The sequence below is a fragment of the Pontibacter litorisediminis genome (genome assembly GCF_029360645.1).
In the GTDB taxonomy this organism is placed as follows: Bacteria; Bacteroidota; Bacteroidia; order Cytophagales; family Hymenobacteraceae; genus Pontibacter; species Pontibacter litorisediminis.
In genome coordinates, this window is record NZ_JARDUA010000001.1 from 1,181,964 (window position 1) to 1,205,377 (window position 23,414).

Sequence of the window (23,414 nt, forward strand, 5' to 3'; positions counted from 1 at the left end):
TGCTTACATGGGCAGGATGATCGGCTGCCTGCCAGGCAGCGCATCTGAAGAGGAAGGCTATTGTACTGGCAAAAAGCCCCGCAAGACAACCATTTCCTCTGCAATATTCTTAACTTACGCCTTACAAAACCCCTATACTATGAAGAGAACACTTTGGCTTAAGCTATTCCTCACCGTTTTTGCCGTTATAACTGTAGCTCTGGGCAGCCAAGGCCAGGCTAGCAAGGCAGAAGCCGAGATAGAGGACATTATGCGTCGGTACGATGTGGTGGGACTTTCGGTGGCTGTGGTAAAGAATGACGAGATCGTGTACTCCAAGGCCTTCGGGTTGAAAAATGTAGCGACGAATACCCCTCTCAGGGAAAGCGACATTTTCCGGATAGCTTCCATTTCCAAATCGTTTACGGCCACCTCGCTGCTGCAACTCGTGGAAGTGGGGAAGTTATCGCTGGAGGAGGATGTGAGCAAGCTGGTAGGTTTTAAAGTGCGGAATCCCAGATATCCTGAAAAGGTGATTACACTCAAAATGATGTTGTCCCATACTTCCAGCATCAATGACAGCCAGGGCTACTTTACCCTCGATGCCATTAACCCTGCCAAGAACCCGGACTGGGCACAGTGCTACAACAGCTATGAGCCTGGCACAGACTATGAGTACTGCAACCTGGGCTTCAACATGGCGGGGACCATCCTTGAGAAATTATCGGGAGAGCGTTTCGATCAGTACGTGAAACACCACATTCTGGACCCACTGGGGCTGTACGGAGGCTACAATGTTGATTCGCTGGACGCAAGCCGTTTCGTGACGTTGTATGCCTATAACCCGGACTCCGGCAGTTTCTCTCCATCGCCGTCGGCCTATGCCCCACGTCGGGAGGAAATAAGGAACTACCGCATGGGGTACAGCACCCCTATTTTCTCGCCCACCGGCGGCATGAAGATCTCCGCTACAGACCTTGCCAAGTACATGACCATGCACATGAACAAGGGCAAGTACAAAGGCACCAGGATCATATCTAAAAAAAGCGCAAAAAAGATGCAGGCTGAGATCGCTGCGAATGGTTATGGCCTGGCACTTACCACGGCAGACGATCTGATCCCCGGAGAGGTGCTGAAAGGCCACACAGGTGTAGCTTATGGGCTTTACAGCGCCATGTTCTTCCATCCAAAGGAAAAGTATGGTTTTGTGGTGATCACCAACGGGTGCAGCGCCCCGGAGGCTGATGAGTATAACAAGGCGTTGGCAGCCACTATCAACAGCCTTTACGAACACCTGATCAGGAAGTAGATATAGGTCCTTTCCCAGCGGCTCCGTACCCTGCGCCATACTTTGGGTGCGGCAGCGGGCCTTTGTGCCTGTTAGAAGCAAAACAGCCGCCCTGAAGTAGAGCGGCTGTAGCCTCAAAAGATCTATTGTTTATATCAATCTCCGGTGGTGTGGGACTTAGGGTGCCGGGGCTTCGGGGGCAGTGGCACCTCCTCCATTTTACTGCCTCCGGCCTCTTTCTGCTTGGCGGCTTTCTCTCTGGCACTGGCCACTAACTGCTCAAACCGCTCTTTGTCCGATGCTGTTTTCATACTACAAAATACTAAATTAATTAGACAAAGACTAACTAAAATAGCAATTACTAAAATTTATTCCTCCGCCATAGCGCCAGTTAATCACACCTTAAACAGGCTTAAAACCCGGATGAGCGCCTAAAGGAAACTTCGTTAGGATCTGTGATGCCAAATGTTTGTAGCCTGCAAGGCCTGTGCTACCCGGCGGTTTCGGAGCTATGGGCAAACCTGTGTATATTTGCAGTGCCTTATACTTCTCTTCATACTATATGATACTTTACAACAACAACCTGATTACCCTCGATTATGACCCTGCCACGGACATCGTGCATGTTGGCTATCCTGACCTGCATGGTTACCTGCTTTCTGAGGTAAAGCACAGCATTGATATTATCGTGGACACTGTCAGGAGCTATGATATCAAGCGCCTTTTCCTCGACTCCACTAAAACCGTCATCTCTGTCAGCGAGGAGGAAAGCCGCGAAATCTCTATCTATCTAGCTAAAGGGCTTGCCACTACCCGCCTGCAAAAGTTGGCAAGGCTGCAAACCTCCAACACTGTCCTGGAAGAGCGGTCCCAGAACACTATCCGGGTGATCAACTCCACCATGTCTATCCCGTTCCTGATAAAGAACTTTTCTGATAAGACTGAAGCGGCAGCATGGCTGATAACCTAACTCTCATGTTAACCTAGCTAACCGGGCCGCCCTTTACCGTAGTTACTCAACAGCAATTAACTTTTCCGAAATGCCTCTTGACCAGCGCAGATACGCAGCAGCCGACGCTATGTACTATAGGTCGCCCGAAGGCTCTCCTACTGTCAGCATCACATGGCAAAGAGTTGTACTTTTAATTGTGCGGGGCCAATCCGTGGCCCCGGAGCCAACACTTATTACAGGCAGGAAAATGGCAGAAGTATTCCTCTAAGAGCATAGGGGGGAATGGTTTTGCAGCATCTGTCACCACATAGCTTGCTTAGCAGCACGCGGTAACGCTAAGGAAATGTATTCAGAAGAAACGCCTGTTCTACTGCAGAGAAAGCTCCGGAAATGGCCCGGTACAGGGGCAATTTGTTGTGCACTAAGGCTACAGAGTAGGGGTAACAGACTTTCCAGACAGCCATGTGAATGCATTTTCGCTGTTGGAGAAGTTTTGGATCTGGTAAACCGGCGCCTCGCTTTCTAAAACCTCGCCCTGCACCATCACAGCCCTCTCCTCCAGAGCCGAAGAGTCACTGACAACCCGCGCTACCCGTTGCAGGCAAGTGTCTTTCAACTGCATGGATACCTCGTAAATCAGCTCATGGTACAGTTCATTTTCTACTTCTACCACAGCCTGGCTGGAATCGAGCAGGATATTGCGGATGTGGTAGTTTTTCACACTGTTCACCATTATATCAAAGCAATACTTAGCCTCACTTAACCCTGCGGTACGCATGTCGGGCAATCGCACAAACAGTACATCCGAGGATGCATCGTAGGTTAGCCGGAAATAACTTGTCCTGAATATCTCCATAGGAAGGTGGTTTTGAATGAAAAACGCAGGCGGTACGCAATAAATGTAGGCATATTGTGCTTATTCCCCGGGGCCACAATCATATTTAACGGAATGATAACACCTAAGAATAGTGGTTTTGCTCTACCGCATGACTGTCTCCCAACCCTTAGTAAAGGCTAGTTATCCTGCAGCAGCCATACACAGCAAAACGGCCAGCACCCCTCCTGCTTGCTAGGCCCATTTCTTCAGTATGGCAACCAGTTCCCGGCTCGTAAAGGGTTTGCACAAATGGTCATCCATACCGGCCTGTAAACTTTTGGCAATATCATCTTTGTAAGCATTGGCTGAGAAGGCAATGATGGGGCTGGTAATTTGGGCCTGCCTGAGCCTGCCAGCCGCCTCCAGCCCATCCATCTCCGGCATCTGGATGTCCATGAAGATCAGGTCAAAGGGGTGCGCGAGCGCGAGCTTAACCGCTTCTTCCCCACTTTCGGCTGTCGTTACCTGTGCTCCGTAACTCTCCAACACTTCCTGCATCAGCAGCACATTTATCGGGTTGTCATCCACTACCAGCACCTGGGCGGCATGGCTGAAAGCAAAGGTTGCCTCATCGTCGTCTTCTTCTGGCGAGGCGGCTTCATCTTTTGGCAAGCCCAGCTTAAGCGTAAACCACACGACTGCCCCGCTCCCGGCCCCAGTTGGAGTGGAGTCGATGCCCATAGTACCCTGCATCAGGTTCACCAGCTTTTTGCAGATGGCAAGGCCCAGGCCAAAACCGCCATACCTGCGCGATGTGGACTGGTCGGATTGCGTGAAAGACTCGAAGATCACCTCCTGCTTGTCGGGTGGGATGCCTATGCCTGTATCTGTCACCGTAAACCTTGCTGTCACAGACGCTTCACCTACCATGTCCAGGGTACAATGCATGGCCACACTCCCTGCTTCCGTGAACTTGATGGCGTTGCTGACCAGGTTGATCAACACTTGCGTCGTGCGCGTGGGATCGCCTACCACCATGCGGGGAAGCGCCTGGTCAAAGGTATAGGTAAAGGCCAGCCCCTTGTTTTTTGCCAGGTGCTTGTACGGCTCCAGGTGCGAGGAAACCGTCTCCCGCAGATCAAACGGGATAGCCTCGATGGAGATCTTATCTTGCTCGATCCGGTGCAGGTCCAGAATGTCGTTGAGAAGTTTTGAAAGGTTACCTCCCGAAGTTTTGATCAAACGCACGTACTGCTTCTGGGCTTCGCTCAGAGGAGTACCCATGAGCAGGTTGGTGAACCCCATGATTCCGTTCAGGGGCGTACGTATTTCATGGCTCATGCTGGAGAGGAAATTGCTCTTTGCCTCGTTGGCAGCTTCGGCTTTCTCCTTCGCTTCCTGCAGCTCACGCTCCTTTTGCTTCAGTTCGGTGATATCCTTTGCAACGATCAGGACCCCGTCCTGCTCTTTCCGGCTGTTCTGCAGGTAAGAGAACGAACAGGAAACAGGAATAGTCTCTCCTCCGGCTGCGCCAAAACACAGCTCTACATTCAGGCACTTGCCCCTCTCTTTCAGCTTGCCAAGCACCTCCGTTAGCCTTTGGGCATCTTTTTGCCCGAAGAGCACAGAGACAGGCTGGCCGATAAGGTCTGCCTCCTGCAAGCCAGATATTTCCTCAAAGGCTTCGTTTACGTTGCGGATGGTGAAGTCGCGATTAAGCACCAGCAGCATGTCGACCACGCCCTGGTAAATACTCTGCATAAAGTCCCTGGACACTGTGGAATTTTGAAGCTCCTGCCCGAGCATGTTGATTCCGGATATGACAGCGTCCAGTTCATCACCCGTTTCCGATACATCAAGCTGATAGCCGAAGTTACCATTGGCAACTTCGGCTATCAGGGTCATTATTTCCTCTATTCTTTCCTTAAGAACTTTCACTGGCTTCTTTTAGCTGTGTGGGTTGGCAGAAGCGCGCCCTGCTTCTTACTCCTTTTCAACGGCAAAGGTAGCCCCAATCATCTCCATGGCAAAATTGTCTTTTGCCTGGTAATACCCCACCTTCGGATAGGGTGTCGCTCCTACTTTTTTCTTCTCCATAGTAGCCGATATCCCGAAGTTCACCTTTTTACAGCCCAGCGCATTGGCTCTCTTGATCACCTGGTAGAGCGTTTGCCTGTATACATTATACTCCAGCAGGTAATCGTAATCCATGCCTACCAGCATGAAGCTATACACGGTAGCGGCATTCTTATGGCAAAAGGCAACCGAGACCGGCTTGGGGTTGAGCGCGTATGCCTCATCGATATAAAGCAGTACAAACTCCCATGATTCGTTTTTGTTTAGAAGGTGAAAGAGCTTCTCCGGGAACAGGAAATTGTTGATTGCATAATTGTTGCTCTTCACGTTTCTGAACAGTGCCATGGCATGCTCCAGCTCCTCGTCTGACAAACAACTTTTCACCTGTACCTTAAAGCAGCGCTCGTACCTTTTGATCTTCTGCACAAAGTTTTCGCGTCCCTTCTTGGAGAGGGTTCTGCGAAACTCCTCCTCTGTCGACCATCCCAGGTTTTCGACTACGCAAGACTCCGGCAAGTCCAGTTTCACGAAGTCATGCTCCACCATGAACTCATCCATTTCCGGGTCGTGGGCGTCCAGGTCCCGCAGCAGGATGCTGCCTGCTCCCTCCTGCTCCTGCTCTTTGGCGAGCTCTGCCAACAGGGCCTTCAGGGCCTGTTTCCAGTATGGGCTCTCCCTGTCCAGGAACAAATGGTTTCCCTCTGTGAACAGGCTCCCTAACACGATCCCTGTTGAGGTAAGGTAGTAGGGGTTTGCCTCCCGCTCCTTCTCTATAGCTCTGGAGATGGATGCCTGGGAAAACATATCCTCCTTTACCAAGCCGCTCATGGCAAAAGTCATCAGCACGGTTTGGCCCTGCGGGTCTTCCACGGCATAGTACCTGAAGCCCCAGTTGCTTTCCCGCTCAGCGTTGCCCCTGAAGGACTCTTCCAGAAACCTCATCCCATTCCAGTCGAACATGCCTCTGTTTCCGAGGCACCTGTTCCACTCAGCTGCGTCCACCTCCTCGATGGTGGCAGCGCGCCTTACCGCCAACGCCGTGTTTGCTACAGGCACTGGGGCTGCAGGCAACACGGAAAGTGCCGGTATTCTGAACGCTTTCCGGATGTTGTGCTGTGTTTGGCTTGTTGCGGTCAGCGCCCCATCAAAGTGTATTTTTAACTTGTGCACCAGCTCCTCTATGTCCTCATAGGTGTTGTTCAGAGAGATGGTGATCCGGACGCCGATGTTCTTGGCCGGTACCGCGGGGAAGGTGGCCAGGTTTACGTAGATCCCATCGTTGAGCAGCGCTTGCACCAGGTGGTTGCCCATGTCCATGGTGCCCGTTCCGATGAAGAAAATCGGGCTCTCGCACTCGTGCACCAGCGGCAGGTCGGTTTGCCGGAGCAGTTGGTTGAAGTAAGCGATTCTTTTCTGCAGCTCCTCCTGGTATGCGTAGATCTCGCCGCTGAGGTGTATTTTGGCAGAGGCAATGGCAGCTCCCAGCGTGGCAGGCTCAATCTGCACGGAGAAAGTGAGCGGCCCGCCAAAGTTGTTCACTTTGTCATACCATGCCTGGTTGGGGAACAGCGACAAACCGCCACAGGCCCCAAAGGCTTTGCCCAGGTTTGCCGTCAGAATCATCTTGCGGTACAGCCCCTCCGGCATTTGGCTCATGGCATAACCGGCGCCGTTCTTCCCTGCCCAGCTCATGCCATGGGCATCGTCCACGTACAGGTACAGCTGCTCATACTTCTCGGCCAGGGCGATCATCTCCTTGATAGGGGCAAAGTCACCGTACATGGAGTACACGCTGTCGGCCATATACCAGATGCGCTCATACTTGCCTCTTTGCTTCTGGATGCGATCCTCCAGCATCTCCAGGTTGTTGTGCCGGATCATCTCCACAGTAACGCCCTGGCTCAACAGCTTTTTCACCGCCTCCTGCACGCTTGCGTGTACCTGATGGTCAAGTATAACCAGGTCAGACTGGCGGATGATGCTCGGAATGGTGGTCAGGTGGGAGAGGGTGCAGTTTTTGGAGATAACGGCCGGCACCTGGTACATCTGCTGTATCAGGTCCTCCAGCTCACGGTAGAGCGGGTTGGAGACGTAAGTGCGGGACATCGGGAATTGAGTGCCAAACCGCTCGATGGCCTCGATGGCGCCTCGCTTTACTGCTGGGTGGTGCTCCAGCCCCAGGTAGCCGCAGGTGCCAAAATGCAGGACCTTCTTGCTGTTTAGTGTCAGGTGCTGTCCGGTAAGCGCCTGGTCTTCTGCGTGCAGGTGGATGATCCCTTTCTTTTTAGAAACAGAGAGTACGGAGTCTACCGTATCTAGAATGTTGTTGTGCCTTATTTTTGCCACGTAAATTAAGTATTATTGCACGTTGAGGGTTACTTCACAAGCAACCTGTTTAAAAATTCAATCTGAATGGCAAATTTCGAAAAAGATCCTAACATCAGATCGACGGAGCACCTGTATTTATTTGTGGAGGAAGGGATCTTACACTGCGTCTATAAAGATGTAGCCTTGGTAGACCTCGAGATTGCCAAAGCCTGTGTACAGGAACGCTTAGCCTTTATCGGCAGGACAGTATACCCAAGCCTGTTTGATATCACCAGAATCAAGCAATCTACCAAGGAGGCACGGGATTTCATGGCAAACGAGGGCAACGAACAGGTTTCCGCCAGTGCCATTCTGATCAGCTCCCCTATGTTAAAAATGACCGCGAACTTCTACATCAAGGTAAACAAGCCCCGGAATCCGACGCGTATGTTTACCGACGAACCAAGCGCCCTTGAGTGGCTGTCAAGGTATAGGGCCTAGCTGCGCCTCATCATGGTGACGGCGCCAATACCTGAGACTTTTATTCGTTTCACGGGTTCAGCCTTCGCAAAAAGTTACCCTCAAAACCGGCTTTAGGACTACTCTGCTTTGTTAAAGGTGCTCATACTTAGCTCCCGCTTTTCTCCTTTAGCAAAAGTAAGCAAGAGCTGTTTGCCCTCGTAGCCAACCGTACAGGCACCTGCTTTATCAGCCCTGATACGAACCCTGTCCAGCTTACCGGCTTTCCACTGGATGTCAACCGTATACCCCCCTCTGGCTCGCAGGCCTGTTACTTCCCCGCTTTGCCAGTTGGCAGGCAGTGCAGGCAGCAACTCAATAGCCTTGGCGTGCGACTGCAGCAGCATTTCGGCGACACCGGCGGTGGCGCCCATGTTGCCGTCGAGTTGGAAGGGCGGGTGGGCATCCAAAAGGTTGGCGTAGGAACCCGATCCGCTGGTAAAAGACTCTGCGTTTGATTTTCCGCCTGCCGGTTTAATCACCAATTTATACAGCTCGTGCGCCCGGTCTCCGTCACGCAAACGCGCCCAGAAGTTGATCTTCCAGGCCAGCGACCAGCCGGTGCCCTCGTCGCCCCTGGCCTCCAGGCTCACCTGCGCCGCTTTGGCCAGTTCCGGTGTCTCCAGCGGGGAGATCTGCCGGCCTGGGTGCAGGGCGAATAGGTGCGAAACGTGGCGGTGCTTGTTGCCCGGGTCGTCCACGTCTTCTTTCCACTCCTGCAGCTGGCCCCAGCGCCCAACCTGCGGCGGAAGTATTTTATCCCGCACCTGCTGGGCCTGCTGAGCGAACTCCTGATCGGTTCCTAAGGCATTTGCCGCCTGGATGCAGTTATTGAGCACATCCCAGGCGATCTGGTGGTCCATGGAGGCGCCGCCCGAAATGCCGCCATGCTCCGGCGAGTAGGAAGGCGAGGACACCAGGTAGCCGCTGCTGTCAGGGGTAAGGTAATCTACCCAGAACAGCGCCGCCTCCTTCATCACCGGGTAGGCCTGCTGCTTCAGATACTTCTCATCCTGGGTATACTCGTAGTGCTCCCACAGGTGCTGCGCCAGCCAGGCCGCCCCTCCCGGGAAAAAGCCCCAGGGCACCTCCCACCCCGGCGCAGTATAGCCGTAGGCGTTGTTCATGGTGTTCACAATCCAGCCCCGCGTGTTGAAAAAGGCTTTGGCGCTCTGCCTGCCGGGCGCCACCAGCGCTTCGGTGTAGTCCAGCAAGGGCACATGGCACTCCGGCAGGTTCGTTACCTCGGCCGGCCAGTACAGCATCTGCAGGTTAATGTTGGTGTGGTAGTCGGCTGCCCAGGGCGGGCTGGTGCTGTTGTTCCACTTGCCCTGCAGGTGCATGGGCAGGGTGCCGGGTCGCGAAGCCGAGATCATCAGGTAGCGGCCGTACTGGAAATAGAGCATTTCCAATCCGCGGTCTTGTGCCCCCTCGAAGTAGTTTTTTTGGCGAACATCGGTAGGGACCCCGTTATACTTGTTTCCCTCTAGGTTGAGCGTCACGCGGTTGAAAAGAGAAGTATAATCCCGGGTGTGCACTTTCAACAGGGCATCCACACTCTGCTTCTCAACAGCATCAAGCCGGTTCGCCACGATGCTTTTATAGTCGGTGCCTTTGTAGGTGGGGTACTGCAAGCGGTAGTCGGTGGCGGCAGTATGAATGAGCTGCATATACCTGGCTTCACTAACTTCTACAGTGCCGTTTTCATACTTGATCTTACCGTCCGTAACGATCCGATAGGCCGTTTCAAACTCCTGCCCGTTGTCGCTCACATGCCCTCTGAAAGTATAAATGCCGTTCTCGAAGCGCTCCTCATCTTTCGGGTGCGGCGTTTTATAGGAGATACTGTACTTTTCGGGACGGCTGGAGATGAAGTGGTACACCATCACGCCCTTGGGATAGTTGCCAAAGTATAAACGCTTATACTTTGTCTTACCAACTTGGTAGCTCACGCTGCCGGTGGCGTTGCTCAGGTCCAGTTCGCGGCGGTAGTTTTGCGGACTTGCCTCCCCGTGGCCAAGCTTCACATACAGGTCGCCCATGGTTTGCTGCGCCCCGTAATCGCCCCAGTCGGTGCTGCCTTCCAGTTTGGCCGGCGCGGTTCCCGTCAGGTGCTGCTGCACGAGCCGGTCTGCCTCTCTCAGCTTGCCCTCGCCAATCAGCTGCCGCACCTGCTGCAGGTACCGCCAGGCCTCCGGTTTGTTGCCGTAGCTATACTTCGGGTTCGAGTTCGGGCCGCCTGACCACAGGGAGCCTTCCGAGAACTGCAGCTGCTCCTCCCCCACGCCTCCAAAGAACATCACCCCCATATAGCCGTTGCCGATCGGCAGGGCTTCCCGCATCCAATCGGTGGCAGGTTTATCATACCACAGTTTCAGCGCTTTGTCCTGTGCCAGGGCCGGCAGGAGCAACAACAGAAAGTATGGCAGGCATAGAAGTGTTCTTTTCAGTGATGTCATGGGAGGTATCATCTACAGGCGCGTGGTTACTGTGGGTTTATTGGATAAGGGTAAGCTAGCTGTCATTCCAAAAGTATCTTGTTTAAAGAGAGCCCTGCAAGCCGCATGAGCTGAACATCCCTTCTGCCGGGATTCTTCCCGAATGACAGTCAGCTGTGGTAGCTCTTTTTATACTTCAAGTAAAGGATTATTTGATCTGAAACAGCGGGTTTTGGGCCGGCGTGCGCATTTGCTCCATGAGCTGCTCCAGTTCCTTCGCCTTCTCCGGGTTAACGGCAGCCAGGTTGTTCTTTTCTCCAGCGTCGTTGCGCAGGTTGTAGAGCTCGATGTGCTCCGGCTGCCCCTTTTTATAGAAGCGTATGGCTTTCCAATCGCCTTGGCGCACGGCTTGCTTAAAGCCGCCCTCGCCAAACTCCCAGTACAGCGCCTGGTGCTGTGGCTGCCTGCCCTTCCCCAAAAGATCCGGCACCAGAGAGATACCGTCTGTACTTGCAGGAGCGGTGAAGCCGGCCAATTGCGCAAAAGTGGGCAGGATGTCCCAGAAGGCGCCGATGTGGTGGCTGGTGGTGTTGGGCGCTATCTTTCCGTCCCAATAAGCTATAAACGGCACCCGGATTCCCCCCTCGTAGAGGTCACGCTTCACGCCGCGCAGCGGACCGCTGCTTTTATGTACTTCCAGGGCATCGGCCAGGGAACGCCCGCCTTCTATGTGCGTGCCGTTGTCGCTGGCAAAGATGACAAGGGTGTTGTCCGCCATCCCCTGCTCCCTGAGCTTTTGCATGATCTGGCCCACATAGTTGTCCACGGCCGTTACCATAGCGGCATAGGCAGCTTTCGGGTATTTCTGCGGCCCGTACCAGTTACCCGTAGGATGCTCTTTCTCCGGGGCAAAAACGCTCTCGCCATCCGCGGTTAGGTAAGGCTGCATGTACTTGTCCTGCACCTTCAGCTCGGCGTGGGGCAAGGTATACGATACGTATAAAAAGAACGGATTCTGCTTTTGGTTCTCGATAAAGGCCAGCGCATCCCCGGTGAAGAGATCATTTACAAAGCTACCTGCCGGCACCGGCACCTTGGTGCTCTTGCCGTTGGCCAGCCGCCACAGCGAATCGGCCTGCTGCTTGTGCCCCTCCAGGTGGTGCAGGTGGCCGGTAAAGAAGTCCCAGCCCTGCGCTTCCGGAACGCCGGTGGTGCCTTCCAGCCCCAGCCCCCATTTGCCTACCATGCCGGTCGTATAGCCGGCTTCCTGCAGCAGTTTCGTGAGCGAGGTATCAGTGGCGCGCAGGGGCACCTCCCCGTTGCCCCGGATGTAGGAGTGGCCGGTGTGCTGCCCGGTCATGAGCGCTGCCCTGGAGGGAGCACAGACCGTGGAGCCAGCGTAGAACTGGGTGTAACGCCGGCCTTCCTTTGCCATCTTGTCCAGGTTTGGGGTCTGTATGCTGGTTTGCCCGTAGGGGCCGATATCACCGTAACCCAGGTCATCGGCCAGTATGAACACGATGTTCGGTTGGGAAGTCGCGCGCTCTTTCACCTCCTCCTGCACAACAGTACGGCACGAGGACAGGAACAACACGAAAAGGAAGCAGAGGCTGCTGGCGGAAAATCTCATCAGGTAAGGGTTCAAACAAAGTATAATCAAGGCTCATGCAACAAGGAACAGCCACTAGCGGCTTATGTCCTGTAGCTCAGTCCTGAATGTAGCCAATCCCACAGAAAGATTAAAACCAGGGAGCAACACAAACGATTGCGTAACATTAGTCGCAGCCGCTCTGCCTCGATTTTCTTAATTTCAAGAAGCCAAGTGCCTGTGCGCCGGTCTCCTGACCAACCTTGGCTGTGTTTTAAGGAAGTACCTGATCCGTCATACCATTTATAAGTTCTCACACCCTTACATCATGCGTAAACTTTATGCGTTCCTAATCGCCCTTCTCTTTGCCACACCGGCCTTTGCCCAACAACTGCCCCCGGAGCTGCTCACGCCCCAGGTGGTGGAGCTGAACCGCATGCCGATGCGGGCAGTGTCTTTTGCGTACGAGAGCCGGGAGCTGGCAGAGCAACGGGAAAAAGAGAAGTCGCAGTACTTTTTGTCCCTGAACGGCACCTGGAAATTTAACTGGGTAAAAGACCCCCGAAAGCGCCCTACGGATTTTTACAAGCCCGACTTCAACGACGCGGGCTGGGATAACTTTAAAGTACCTGCCAACTGGGAAGTGAACGGGTACGGGCTGCCCATTTATGTGAACCAGCCAACCGAGTTTGCCGGCCACGCCAAGCGCGGAGGCAAGCTTGCCCCGCCTCATGACATCCCGGAGGACAACAACCCGGTGGGTTCTTACCGCCGGAAGTTCACCCTGCCCGAAAGCTGGGACGGCCGCCAGGTGTTCATCCACCTGGGAGCAGTTAAGTCTGCTTTCTTTATCTGGGTGAACGGCGAGAAAGTAGGTTACAGCGAGGACAGCAAGCTGGCTGCCGAGTTCGACATTACCCCGTACGTGAAGAAGGGCGAGAACCTGGTGGCCCTGCAGGTATACCGCTGGAGCGACGCCAGCTACCTGGAGTCGCAGGACATGTGGCGCATTTCGGGCATTGAGCGCGAGGTATACCTGTACGCCACGCCGAAACTGGATATCCGCGACTTTAAGGTGATGGCCACGCTGGACGAAAGCTATACCAACGGCGTGTTCGACCTGACAGCCGAGATCAACAACTATAAAATTGACCAGAAAACCCTGCACAGCAAGGCAGATACTTTTGCCATTGAGATTGAGTTGGTGGATGCCGCCGGCAAAACTGTTTTCACCGACAAAGCACAGGACGTGCAGCGCGTGCTGGGCAACTACAAAAAGGAGGTGAAGTTCCGCAAGACCGTTCCGAACGTAAAAACCTGGTCGGCCGAAACGCCTTACCTCTACACCTTGTACATCACCCTGAAAGACAAAAACGGCAAGGTGCTGGAAGTGGTGCCGCAGCGCCTGGGCTTCCGCTCGGTGGAGATAAAGGACAAGAACTTTTTGGTGAACGGCAAGCGCGTGTTCCTCAAAGGCGTGAACCGCCATGAGCACAACCCCACCAAGGGCCATACCTTGAGCAAAGCCGACATGCGCAAGGATATGGAGATGATGAAGAAGCTCAACGTGAACGCCGTGCGCCACTCCCATTACCCGCCGGACCCGTATTGGCTGGAGCTCTGCGACGAATATGGCCTGTACGTGATAGAAGAAGCCAACATCGAATCGCATGCCATTGGCTACGACCTGCAGTATACGCTGGGCAACAACAAGGCCTGGCGCAATGCCCATTTTGAGCGTGTGGCCCGCATGTACGAGCGCAGCAAGAATTATACGTCAGTGGTTACCTGGTCTATGGGCAACGAGGCCGGCAACGGCGCCAATTTCTACGAGATCTACGACTGGCTGAAACAGAAAGACTTTCGCCCGGTGCAGTATGAGCGCGCCGAGTGGGATTATAACACGGATATCATCGTGCCGCAGTACCCGAGCCCGAACTGGCTGGCCCGTTACGCCAAAGGCAATCCGGACCGCCCGCTGATCATGAGCGAGTACGCCCATATCATGGGCAACAGCCTTGGCAATTTCCAGGAGTACTGGGACGTGATCGAGACGCAGCCTTACCTGCAGGGCGGCTTTATCTGGGAGTGGATAGACCAAGCCATTGATACGGTGAAGAACGGCAAGCGCATCATGGCCTACGGCGGCGACTTCCCGCTGGAGGGACCGGTGGACCACAACATCAGCGACAACAACTTCAGCATTAAAGGTGTGGTGACGGCGCACCGTGGCCTAACCCCCATGGCCATTGAAGTAAAGAAAGTATACCAGCACATCAAAACAAAGTATACCGGCAACAACAACGTGGAGGTGAAAAACGGCTACTTCTTCCGCGACCTGGCTAATTACCAACTCAGCTGGGAGGTGTTGGAAAACGGCAAGGTGATCGAGAAAGGAGGCATCAAAGACCTGAATGTAGCCCCACAGCAAAGTATACCGGTGGCCCTGCCGCTAAAGAAACAGCAAAAACCGGGCAGGGAGTACTTCCTGAACGTGCGCTATACGTTGAAGGAGGCGGAGCCGTTCCTGGAAAAGGGCTATGAGATTGCCAACGAGCAGTTTGCCCTAAGCCCGGCCTTGCAGCCAATCACCGTGGCCACAGGCGGCAAAGGATCACTGAAAGTAAGCGAGAATAATGACAAGCTGGTGTTAACGGGCAAGGACTTTACCATAAGCTTCGACAAGAAGAGCGGCACGATGAGCGGCTATACGTTGAAGGGCGAAACGCTGCTCCAGCAAGGTCCCAAGCCAAGCTTCTACCGTGCCCCTACTGACAACGACATCGGCGCCGGCTACAACAAATCGAAACGCATGTGGCGCGAAGCTTACGACAACGGCAAACTAACTAACGCCAAGTATAACCAGACGGACAACGGCTATGAGGTGATGTTTGAGAAGGAGCTGGTAAACGGCGACGCCACGACCTCACAGGTCTTCACTGTTTACAACGATGGCACCGTGAAAGTGGAGAACCGCATCAAGCCGCTGAAAGGCGACCACAAAGTGCTGCTGCGCGTAGGCAACGAACTGCAACTCAACAAGCAGCTGGAGCACATTGAGTACTACGGCCGCGGCCCGTGGGAGAATTACTGGGACCGTAAAACCGCTTCCTTTGTAGGACTCTACAAGCAGAAACTGGAGGAGCAGTACTTCCCGTACGCCCGCCCGCAGGAGAGCGGCAACAAGAGCGATGTGCGCTGGGTAAACCTGACCACCAGGAAAGGCAAAGGCCTGCGCTTTGAGTTTGCCGACAGCCTGCTCAACTTCGCCGCCTTGCCCTACACCCTGCAGGACCTGGATCCGGAGCAGGACAAGAAGCAGTACCACTCCGGCGAACTGGAGAAGCGCGACCGCATCTATATGCACGTAGACCTGCAGCAAACCGGCATGCAAGGCATGGACAGCTGGGGCAGCCAGCCGCTGGAGCAGTACCGCATTCCGTACCAGGAGCACCAGTACAGCTATTGGATCAAGCCGCTCCGGTAACCCAAACTGGCAAGTATAACAAAGGCCGAAGTAGAGCTCTACTTCGGCCTTTGTGTTTTAACTTAGTTTATACTACTTTCCGGCTACAGACTCTCCAGATTGATCTCCGGTGCCTTACCGGTAGCAGGTCGCTCGTACCAGCTGCGCATCGGCGTGTAGTCGCTGAAGAAGCCGCAGTTGCGCAGGTAAAAATCCTTACCCGACTGCCCGCCACCATAATCCATCCGGTACCCAACGCGGGCGGTATTGTCCGCCGTGAACTGCGCCTTACGGAGCTCGATCCAGTTGCCGTTCACGTCGCGCGCCCACTGGTTCGAGAAGAGCACTTTCCGCTCCACATCGCCGTACTCCGGGATAAAGTTCTCCAGGAAAGAATGCGTGCGTTTGAGGTAGGTGTTGGTTTTGGGGCGCCGGAAACTGGCAATCAATCGCCACTCATTTTTTTCGGGTGCAAAGAAATAGGCGGTATAGGTGCTATAGTCGTTTCCACTCGGCTTGCCCTGCAAAAGGAATTTATAGGTGGCGCCAGCTTTCCAGTTATACTTCAGGTAGCTCTGCCCGCCTGAGCCTTCGTTGCCAAACTCGCCGGTGTATACCCCATCTCCTTTTTTCAGGAGTTGTATCTTCTGGTCATCTGGTATGCTGCTTGGATCGTCGGTATGAAAAGGGCTCCAGACGGAGAACAGGATGCGCCGCTCTGTTTCAGAGTTCACCTGCATGCCGAAGTAGCCTTCCGCAAAGCCGTTGGCCATAAAGTAAGAGCCGATCACGTCGTTGCCCTCCGGCACCGTTACCTCGTTGTAAAACAACTCCACCTCCGTATTTTCCGGCAGCGGGTAATTGAGGTGCACTGACGGTCCGCGGCGGCCCCAGTAAAAGAAGTTGCCATCGTTGTTTTTCACATAGGCTGTTTGCGCATCTATCGCCTCGCCGGCCAGTTTTAAAGTGGTCACGTCGGCAAAGGTGCTCCCCTTTTTGGAGATCCCTTTGATGTTGAAGGCCACGTAGCCCGTATCGGCTACCTGCCACTCCCCTACGTAATGGTCCTGCAGCGTTCTGCCCTGCACAGTGATGGTTTTAGCCTTCCCCAGCGCCTCTACCTGTAGCTTGGTTTTGCCTTCGGGCACCCGCAGGTTCAGCCATACCTTTATGGAGCCTGGCTTTGCTATCCGGGCGTAAGCGGTAAAGTACACCTGCGGATCAGACCAATCGGCAATGCCCTCATCGCCTACCCTTCCACCTGCTTCTCCTTTGGTAGACTTCCAGGTATTCCCAGCCAGCGGCACGACAACCGCGTTAGCTGAAGCGGCAGCCGTATCCATTGGGGAGGATGGGTTGGATAAAGGAGCGTCATTTGCCTTGCAGGCCAGCAGCAGAAAGCTAATACAGGCCAGGCTGATTTTGTACATTGTATTGGGGTGCATACTTATACTTTGGCTAAAAATGATTCTTATAAAACAGGTGGACAAGCTCCCTTATACTTTGGGACCTCATCCACCTGCAGCATGTTCGTTATACTTGGGTCAATTACGGGTTCTGCTCCAGTTTCGGGTTCAGGATGATTTCCTGCTCGGGAATGAAGTACACCACCCGTGGGTGCGTGTAAGGAATCTCCTGCGTGTTAGAACCTGAAGGCAGGTGGGTGCCCGGGTAGTTACGCACCATGGTGCGCTTGTTGCGGAACACATCATACTTGCGCTGCGCCTCCCAGGCCAGCTCCAGGCGGCGCTCATCCAGCACCACATCCAGCACCGAGGTATAGCCCATCATGTTGGAAGCCGAGAACAGCGCGTCACCCGACAAGCCGGCCCTTCTGCGGATCAGGTTCACGTCCTCCAGCGCCGCCTCCTCGTTACCCAGCTTGGCGTTGGCCTCGGCCCGGTTGAGGTACATCTCGGCCAGGCGCAGGTACACCGGCGAGCTCAGCGTCACCACCCCCTCCTGGTAAGAATACTTGGTGACGTAGTATTTCTGATACCCGTTCCGGGTGGCCAGCACTGGCTTGCCATCCGGCCCCATTTTAACGGAGCCATCCGCATTCTTCTCATACACCGGCACAATAAACTCCCGCCGCTTGTCCTCCTCAAACTGATCAATCAGGTTGCGGTAGCTCTCGGAGGCATACATCTCACCATAGCCCATGCCATCGTTCAGGTACATGGAGCCAAGCGAGCCCCAGGTACGGTCGTCCTGCAGCGTGTGCTTGATGGCAAAAATGGTTTCCTTGTTGGTCTCGTTGGCGTACGTAAAGTAGTTCGGCAAATCAGCAGTGGGTAGCAAAGTATAGCGGCCGGAGTTGATTACCTTATCAGCATACTCTATGGCCTTCTCATTGTTCTCCATGTACAAGTATACCCTGGACAAAAGCGCCTGGGCTACCTCTTTGGAGGCAAAGCTGCTGCTCTTGGTGCTGCCCATCAGGCTGGCCGCCTTCTCCAGGTCTTTCACAACGAACTCGTACACTTCCTTCACGGTGCTGCGCGGCGGCAGGTCGTTGATGTCGGTGTTGTTGCGGATCATTATCCCCGGCGAGGCTCCTCCATCCTGCGCGTAGGGCCGGCCAAAGATGTTCACCAGATCGAAGTGCACCATGGCCCGCAAGAAGTAGTTTTCGCCCAGCACCTGGTCCAGCTCTTCCGACTGCCCCTCCTGCAGCTTTTCGATCACGACGTTGGTCCCGTAAATGGCCTGGTAGGCTTTGCGGAAGAAGTTGTCCGTGATGCTCATGGAGGTGAGGTGCTGGTAATTATAGGCGTAGAACAGCGGGTCGGTAGTGGTGCCGCTCAAGGCCACATTGTCGCTGGGGTACTCCACCAGCATATGGAAGTTGCGGGTATAGTAGGAGTCTTTGATGTAATTATAGTTCCCTATGGTAGCGGCTTTCAGCCCCTCCGGTGTATTGGTCGTCTGATCAATGGTGAGACCATCATATGGTTTAACGTCCAGGTCGTCGGAGCAACCTGCTAGTACGGCAGCACTAAGTATGGCTGGGTATAGGTATTTTCTGAATCTAAAGTTCATGGCTCAGTGGTTTTGGGTTAAAAGTCGAGGTTAACGCCGAACATAAGTTTCTTGCTGCCTGGGTAGCGGGTGGTAGAGTAACCGGAGGTCAGGTCTACTTCAGGGTCCATGCCGGAGAAGTCTGTCCAGGTCCAGAGGTTGTCGCCACTTACAAAGATGCGGATGTTCTCCGTCTTAAGCCGGCTGGTTACAGCTTCCGGCAGGTTGTAGGACAGCGTGACGTTGCGCAGGCGCAGGTAGCTGCCGTCTTCCAGGTAGCGTGACGAGGTTTTGTTCGAAGCTCTGTTACCGTTTAGCACCGCCCTTGGGTGAGTCGCCACATCGCCCTCCTTCTCCCATCGGCTCCAGCCGTCCTGCAGCACCATGCTGTTATAGGTGGGGTAAGCCCCATCGGCATCAAAAAGCTCGCGGTTGTAATTGTACACTTTGTTGCCGTACACAAAGTTCACAAAAGCGGATAGCGTAAAGTTTTTGTAGCCAAAGGTGTTGCGCATGCCGCCCGCAAACTTGGGCGTGGTGGTGCCGGTGTATACCCGGGTGGCGCTGTTGTAAGAGTTGGTTACCGTATCCTGCACAAAATTGCCGTCGGCGTCATACTCCTTCCGGAGCCAGAGCGGATCACCGGTGGCCGGGTCCACACCTTTCCACTCCCGCATAAACCAGGAGCCGATCGGCCTGCCCTCCTCAATGCGCTGGCTGCCCTGGTCAATGGGCTGCCCGTCATATAGCTCCAGTACCTCGTTGCGGTTAAAGGAGATGTTAAAGTCGGTTTCCCACACCAGGGCCCCTTGGAGGTTTTTGGTGCTCAGCTCTACATCAAGCCCTTGGTTCCTGACAGAGCCGATGTTCTGGGTTTGCCAGTAAAAACCGGTGGCCGAGGAAAGCGGCACCTGCTGCAGGATCCCTTTGTTGGTTCTGTTATAGAAATCCAGCGCCAGGTTTACCCTGTCAAACAGGCCAACCTCCAATCCAATATCAAACGTATGAGCTTTCTCCCAGGTCAGGTCCGGGTTCACGAGGCGGCGCGGGAATCCGCCCGGCTGATCGGCGTACTGCACGTTAAACTGGTACAGGTCCAGCGCCTCAAAATCACCAATATTGGCGTTACCGGTGGTACCGTAGCTGCTCCTTAGTTTCAGGAGGTTTACAGTAGACGTCAGCCCCTGAAAAAAGTCCTCGCCGGAAATGGCCCAGGCAGCACCCACAGAGTAGAAATCACCAAAGCGCTTGTCACGCCCAAAGCGCGAGGAGCCGTCACGCCGGTAGGAAACAGTGGCAAAGTAACGGCTATCAAAGTCGTAGTCCACATTCAGGAACCCTGACATGAACTTGCTTTCGGATTTATACCCGCCAATGTTCACCGGTTTGGCAATCGCATCGAGTACTTCCAGCCCCGGGAAGATGCCTTGCCCGGAGGCGCTCATGCCATCGTTGAAGTTTCGTTGATACTCAGCGCCTAAAATACCGCGCAGGTTATGGGAGCCGAACTGCCGGTTGGCCGTGAGCAGGTTGGATGTCAGAAAACTGTTACTATAGCCGTACGAGTTACTCAAGGAGCCGTTCGACGCCTTTCCGCCTGGGGTGCGCGAGTCGTTATTGGATTCTGCGCGAGAGTTGCTGGTACTGTAGCGGTTGGTGGTGGAGAAGGCGAGCCAGTCAGTCATTCTATACTCAAGTTTCAGGTCGCCGTCCAGCATTTGCCCTCTGCTCCGGTTGTAGTTGTATTGGCTGGTAAAAAGGAAATTGCTCCTGTCGCGGCCATACCATCCTACCGTGTTGGCATCCACGTACCTGATCGTTCCGTCCTCGTTATAGGGATTATCCCAGGGCATGTTGATAAAGGACTGGTAAATGGCACCCGAAGGATCGTTTTCGCGGTTGTTGAACTGTGCGTTTACACGCGCGGTAATAGTAAACCTGTCGTTGATGTCGTGGTCTATGTTGGCTCTGAAGTTGGTCTGCTCAAAGTTCGTGTTTACCACCGTTCCCTCCTCCTGAAAGTAGTTGCCGCTGATATAGAACCTTGTTTTCTCAGATCCCCCGGAAACAGACAACTGATGGTTGTTTGTGATGCCTGTACGGAAGGCTTCCTCCAGCCAGTCCGTATTTCCTGGCTGGCCGGGCAGCACACCGCTTGCGTAATCAGAGTATGTCAGCGGAAAGTTCTTGGAGGCCAGGTACGCGTTGATCTCTGCCTCAGATGGGTTGGGGTTTGTTCGGTTTAAAGTGGCGATGTGGCTGTTGCGCTTGCCGGTGTAGTCGTTCTGGTACATTCTGCTCGTATAGTCGAAAAGCTGCTGACCGTTCATTACCTCAAAATTACCGGTCGTGCGTCTGCTCACCCCTGTGGTACCGTTGTAGGATACCCGGGTCTTCCCTGCCTTGCCGCGCTTGGTCGTGATCACAATCACACCGTTAGCCGCCCGGGAGCCATACAGGCCCGTAGCAGCTGCGTCTTTCAACACCGTTATACTTTCAATGTCAGTTGGGTTAGCCGTGCCGCCAATCACCCCGTCTACTACATACAAGGGGTCGGCGCTGGCCGAGATAGAGCCTGTGCCCCGGATGCGGACTCTGGGAGCCTCTCCCGGTTGTCCGCTGCCACTGGACACGGTTACACCAGAGGCTTTCCCCTGCAACATCGTGGCGGTGTTGTTGGTAGTCACGTCGCGCAGCTCGTTGCCGCTCACCACCGATACAGAACTCACCAGCTCCGACTGCGATTTGCTCGAGTACCCTACCACCACTACCTCTTCCAGGCTTTTGGCATCTGTTTTCATGGTCAGGTTGATGGCAGTCTGGCTACCGACCTTTATTTCTTGCGGCTCATACCCAATGTAGGAGAACACCAGCACATCAGTGGGGGCGGCAGCTATCGTGTAGGAGCCATCTGCACCGGTAGCGGTACCGCTGGTGCTGTTCTTCACCACCACCGTCACTCCTATAAGTGGCTGGCTCTTCTCATCCACTACCCTACCGCGCACTTCGCTGCGGCTTTGGCCATAGCCAACACTGACAGCAAGAAGAAAATACAGGATGCCTGTAAAAAGAGGCAGCATCTGCATAGGCTTTGTGTGCTTCTTCTTCAGTAGAAGGAGCACAGCATCAGGGTTAGCTCCTCCCGTTCTGTAATCTTTTTTCATACTTATTTTCGTTTAGTTGAGAATAAAAGTCTAGGCAAAGTGTAAGGTGTGCTCGAGTACTCACTCATTAAGGTAAGATAAATCCTAAATTCCGCCATAGGAAAATGCCCTAAAATAGAACACAAACGTTTGCCTTACCCTTGATTTCAGCTTCCCGTAAGTTTAATGTGTGAACATCGCAGACACTGGTTGCCCCAGGCTTGGGAGTGCGGACGGTTCGACAGGGGTTTCTCCGCCCGGAGGCGCCCCTTGGGAAGAGCAAAAGGCGGAAAAGCCTATGCATGAGAGGAGAATCTGGACAACAAGACCAATTACGCCCGGCTTCAAGGGCTATTTGCATCCAATTGGCTTCACCCAATACAGCAGTCCAGCCTTTAGCAGCACAAAGGCTTCTATTTTATACCCTCGATGGAGCCGGTTAGCAGGAGCCGCAGGCAAACGGTTGCGATGAGAAATCCGCGCTATGCCTATAGGCTGCTGATCTGAACTACAGACAGCACAGAACCTTTTAAAGGGGCAAATTCTATTATTCCGCTAAGCGTGTTCGATTACTTTATACTTGCTTGGCCCATGAGGCTTTCGTACCTTACTCACATGAAATACCCCCATTACATTAGGCTGCTTGCCACAGGCGTCCTGCTCTCCTCTTGCACACAGCAAGCGGATGAGCCACGGACTACAGCTGCGGCCAGCTCTGCCGCCACGGATTCAATCCCCTCCTGCTGCGTAGCTACTGTCCCCTCCCGCTTCGCTGCTGCCCCAGATACAACGGAGGCCGCAGCACGACCAGCAGAAGGGCGGCAGCACGAGGGAATGGTGTGGGTAGAGGGCGGCACGTTCCTAATGGGCGCTGACAATGACCAGGCCCGCCCGGATGAGTACCCCAAGCACAAAGTCTCCGTGGATGGCTTTTGGATGGATGCCGCCGAAGTAACGAATGCGGCATTTGCCCGCTTTGTGGAGGCCACAGGTTATGTAACCGTTGCGGAGCGGAAACCTGATTGGGAAGAGCTGAAAAAGCAGCTGCCGCCAGGCACGCCCAAACCAGACGAAAGCCTGCTTGTGCCGGCATCGCTGGTGTTTGTGCCACCCCAGGGGCAGGTAGACCTAAACAACTTCGCCAGCTGGTGGACCTGGAAAGAGGGTGCCAACTGGAGGCAGCCCCATGGCCCCGGCAGTAGTATAAAAGGGCGCGTGGATCATCCCGTCGTGCATATATCGTGGCATGATGCGCAGGCTTATGCCAAGTGGGCGGGCAAACGGCTCCCCACGGAGGCTGAGTGGGAATGGGCCGCGCGCGGAGGCAAGCAAGGGAACATTTATCCCTGGGGCAACGAGCCCATCAACTCCGGCAAGCCAAAGGCCAATACCTGGAACGGCAGCTTCCCCACAAATAACACGCGGCAGGACGGCTATTACCACACAGCCCCTGTTAAAGCCTTTGCGCCAAATGGCTACGGCCTGTACGGCATGGCGGGCAACGTGTGGGAGTGGTGCGCAGATTATTACCACAGCAACTACTACAGCACTGTGCACACGGCAGAAGGGGTGCGTAACCCATCCGGCCCGGCAGACAGCCATGACCCGGACGAGCCTTATGCCAAGAAACGGGTGATCAGGGGCGGGTCATTTCTGTGCAACGACAGCTATTGCTCCGGCTTTCGGGTGGCGGCCCGCATGAAGAGCACCGAGGACAGCGGCATGGAGCACGTCGGGTTCCGTTGCGTGCAGGACAGGTAAGCGAAAAGGCCCCTGCTGTTGCAGGGGCCTTCATTCACCTAATTAACCTATCAATAAAT

General features: G+C 54.3%; 14 protein-coding genes. 5 read left to right on the top strand and 9 right to left on the bottom strand.

The window, feature by feature from the left end:
- The first annotated feature begins 139 nt into the window (after positions 1 to 139).
- A complete protein-coding gene (locus PXG97_RS05055; protein ID WP_276496626.1) occupies positions 140 to 1,288 on the top strand; it encodes a serine hydrolase domain-containing protein in 1,149 nt (382 codons plus the stop codon).
- A gap of 134 nt (positions 1,289 to 1,422) precedes the next feature.
- On the opposite strand, the gene PXG97_RS05060 is transcribed toward PXG97_RS05055, so the two are convergent.
- Positions 1,423 to 1,578, bottom strand: a complete 156-nt coding sequence (locus tag PXG97_RS05060; protein ID WP_276496627.1) for a hypothetical protein — start codon at positions 1,576 to 1,578, stop codon at positions 1,423 to 1,425.
- Between the two features lie 251 nt (positions 1,579 to 1,829).
- Here PXG97_RS05060 and PXG97_RS05065 point away from each other — a divergent pair, with 251 nt between their 5' ends.
- Positions 1,830 to 2,237, top strand: coding sequence for a hypothetical protein (locus PXG97_RS05065; protein ID WP_276496628.1), 408 nt, complete (start codon positions 1,830 to 1,832; stop codon positions 2,235 to 2,237).
- 409 nt (positions 2,238 to 2,646) lie between these two features.
- Here the strand turns inward: PXG97_RS05065 and PXG97_RS05070 are convergent, their stop codons facing one another.
- The 3 genes from PXG97_RS05070 to PXG97_RS05080 form a co-directional block, all read right to left on the bottom strand.
- On the bottom strand, positions 2,647 to 3,075 hold the full coding sequence (locus PXG97_RS05070) for a hypothetical protein (RefSeq protein ID WP_276496629.1): 429 nt from the start codon (positions 3,073 to 3,075) through the stop codon (positions 2,647 to 2,649).
- Positions 3,076 to 3,288: 213 nt separating this feature from the next.
- Positions 3,289 to 4,974 carry a PAS domain-containing hybrid sensor histidine kinase/response regulator gene (locus PXG97_RS05075; RefSeq protein ID WP_276496630.1) on the bottom strand — a complete coding sequence of 562 codons (1,686 nt, stop codon included), beginning with the start codon at positions 4,972 to 4,974 and terminating at the stop codon, positions 3,289 to 3,291.
- A gap of 45 nt (positions 4,975 to 5,019) precedes the next feature.
- Positions 5,020 to 7,458: a bifunctional aminotransferase class I/II-fold pyridoxal phosphate-dependent enzyme/GNAT family N-acetyltransferase gene (locus PXG97_RS05080; RefSeq protein ID WP_276496631.1), complete on the bottom strand. Its 2,439-nt coding sequence runs from the start codon at positions 7,456 to 7,458 to the stop codon at positions 5,020 to 5,022.
- Between the two features lie 66 nt (positions 7,459 to 7,524).
- Between PXG97_RS05080 and PXG97_RS05085 the strand changes: the two genes are divergently transcribed.
- Entirely contained in the window at positions 7,525 to 7,920 is a 396-nt protein-coding gene (locus PXG97_RS05085) for a DUF7793 family protein (protein WP_276496632.1), read from the top strand.
- Positions 7,921 to 8,018: 98 nt separating this feature from the next.
- Here the strand turns inward: PXG97_RS05085 and PXG97_RS05090 are convergent, their stop codons facing one another.
- Together PXG97_RS05090 and PXG97_RS05095 are read right to left on the bottom strand one after the other, a co-directional pair.
- Entirely contained in the window at positions 8,019 to 10,397 is a 2,379-nt protein-coding gene (locus PXG97_RS05090; protein WP_276496633.1) for a glycoside hydrolase family 95 protein, read from the bottom strand.
- A 187-nt stretch (positions 10,398 to 10,584) separates the two neighbouring features.
- On the bottom strand, positions 10,585 to 12,006 hold the full coding sequence (locus PXG97_RS05095; RefSeq protein ID WP_276496634.1) for an arylsulfatase: 1,422 nt from the start codon (positions 12,004 to 12,006) through the stop codon (positions 10,585 to 10,587).
- A 286-nt stretch (positions 12,007 to 12,292) separates the two neighbouring features.
- Here PXG97_RS05095 and lacZ point away from each other — a divergent pair, with 286 nt between their 5' ends.
- A complete protein-coding gene (gene lacZ / locus PXG97_RS05100; protein WP_276496635.1) occupies positions 12,293 to 15,451 on the top strand; it encodes a beta-galactosidase, LacZ type in 3,159 nt (1,052 codons plus the stop codon).
- 83 nt (positions 15,452 to 15,534) lie between these two features.
- Here lacZ and PXG97_RS05105 read toward each other — a convergent pair whose 3' ends face one another.
- From PXG97_RS05105 to PXG97_RS05115, 3 genes are all read right to left on the bottom strand, one after another.
- Positions 15,535 to 16,875, bottom strand: coding sequence for a DUF3472 domain-containing protein (locus tag PXG97_RS05105; RefSeq protein ID WP_276496636.1), 1,341 nt, complete (start codon positions 16,873 to 16,875; stop codon positions 15,535 to 15,537).
- Between the two features lie 103 nt (positions 16,876 to 16,978).
- Positions 16,979 to 18,472 carry a RagB/SusD family nutrient uptake outer membrane protein gene (locus PXG97_RS05110; RefSeq protein ID WP_276496637.1) on the bottom strand — a complete coding sequence of 498 codons (1,494 nt, stop codon included), beginning with the start codon at positions 18,470 to 18,472 and terminating at the stop codon, positions 16,979 to 16,981.
- A 17-nt stretch (positions 18,473 to 18,489) separates the two neighbouring features.
- Entirely contained in the window at positions 18,490 to 21,615 is a 3,126-nt protein-coding gene (locus PXG97_RS05115) for a SusC/RagA family TonB-linked outer membrane protein (RefSeq protein WP_276496638.1), read from the bottom strand.
- A gap of 594 nt (positions 21,616 to 22,209) precedes the next feature.
- Between PXG97_RS05115 and PXG97_RS05120 the strand changes: the two genes are divergently transcribed.
- Entirely contained in the window at positions 22,210 to 23,355 is a 1,146-nt protein-coding gene (locus PXG97_RS05120; protein WP_276496639.1) for a formylglycine-generating enzyme family protein, read from the top strand.
- The last annotated feature ends 59 nt before the right edge of the window (positions 23,356 to 23,414 follow it).

What these genes read in the sequence shown, in the direction of transcription:
- PXG97_RS05055 (WP_276496626.1), top strand. Translation starts at nt 140, where the DNA reads ATGAAGAGAACACTTTGGCTTAAGCTATTCCTCACCGTTTTTGCCGTT.
- PXG97_RS05060 (WP_276496627.1), bottom strand. Translation starts at nt 1,578, where the DNA reads ATGAAAACAGCATCGGACAAAGAGCGGTTTGAGCAGTTAGTGGCCAGT.
- PXG97_RS05065 (WP_276496628.1), top strand. Translation starts at nt 1,830, where the DNA reads ATGATACTTTACAACAACAACCTGATTACCCTCGATTATGACCCTGCC.
- PXG97_RS05070 (WP_276496629.1), bottom strand. Translation starts at nt 3,075, where the DNA reads ATGGAGATATTCAGGACAAGTTATTTCCGGCTAACCTACGATGCATCC.
- PXG97_RS05085 (WP_276496632.1), top strand. Translation starts at nt 7,525, where the DNA reads ATGGCAAATTTCGAAAAAGATCCTAACATCAGATCGACGGAGCACCTG.
- PXG97_RS05090 (WP_276496633.1), bottom strand. Translation starts at nt 10,397, where the DNA reads ATGACATCACTGAAAAGAACACTTCTATGCCTGCCATACTTTCTGTTG.
- PXG97_RS05095 (WP_276496634.1), bottom strand. Translation starts at nt 12,006, where the DNA reads ATGAGATTTTCCGCCAGCAGCCTCTGCTTCCTTTTCGTGTTGTTCCTG.
- lacZ (WP_276496635.1), top strand. Translation starts at nt 12,293, where the DNA reads ATGCGTAAACTTTATGCGTTCCTAATCGCCCTTCTCTTTGCCACACCG.
- PXG97_RS05105 (WP_276496636.1), bottom strand. Translation starts at nt 16,875, where the DNA reads ATGCACCCCAATACAATGTACAAAATCAGCCTGGCCTGTATTAGCTTT.
- PXG97_RS05110 (WP_276496637.1), bottom strand. Translation starts at nt 18,472, where the DNA reads ATGAACTTTAGATTCAGAAAATACCTATACCCAGCCATACTTAGTGCT.
- PXG97_RS05115 (WP_276496638.1), bottom strand. Translation starts at nt 21,615, where the DNA reads ATGAAAAAAGATTACAGAACGGGAGGAGCTAACCCTGATGCTGTGCTC.
- PXG97_RS05120 (WP_276496639.1), top strand. Translation starts at nt 22,210, where the DNA reads ATGAAATACCCCCATTACATTAGGCTGCTTGCCACAGGCGTCCTGCTC.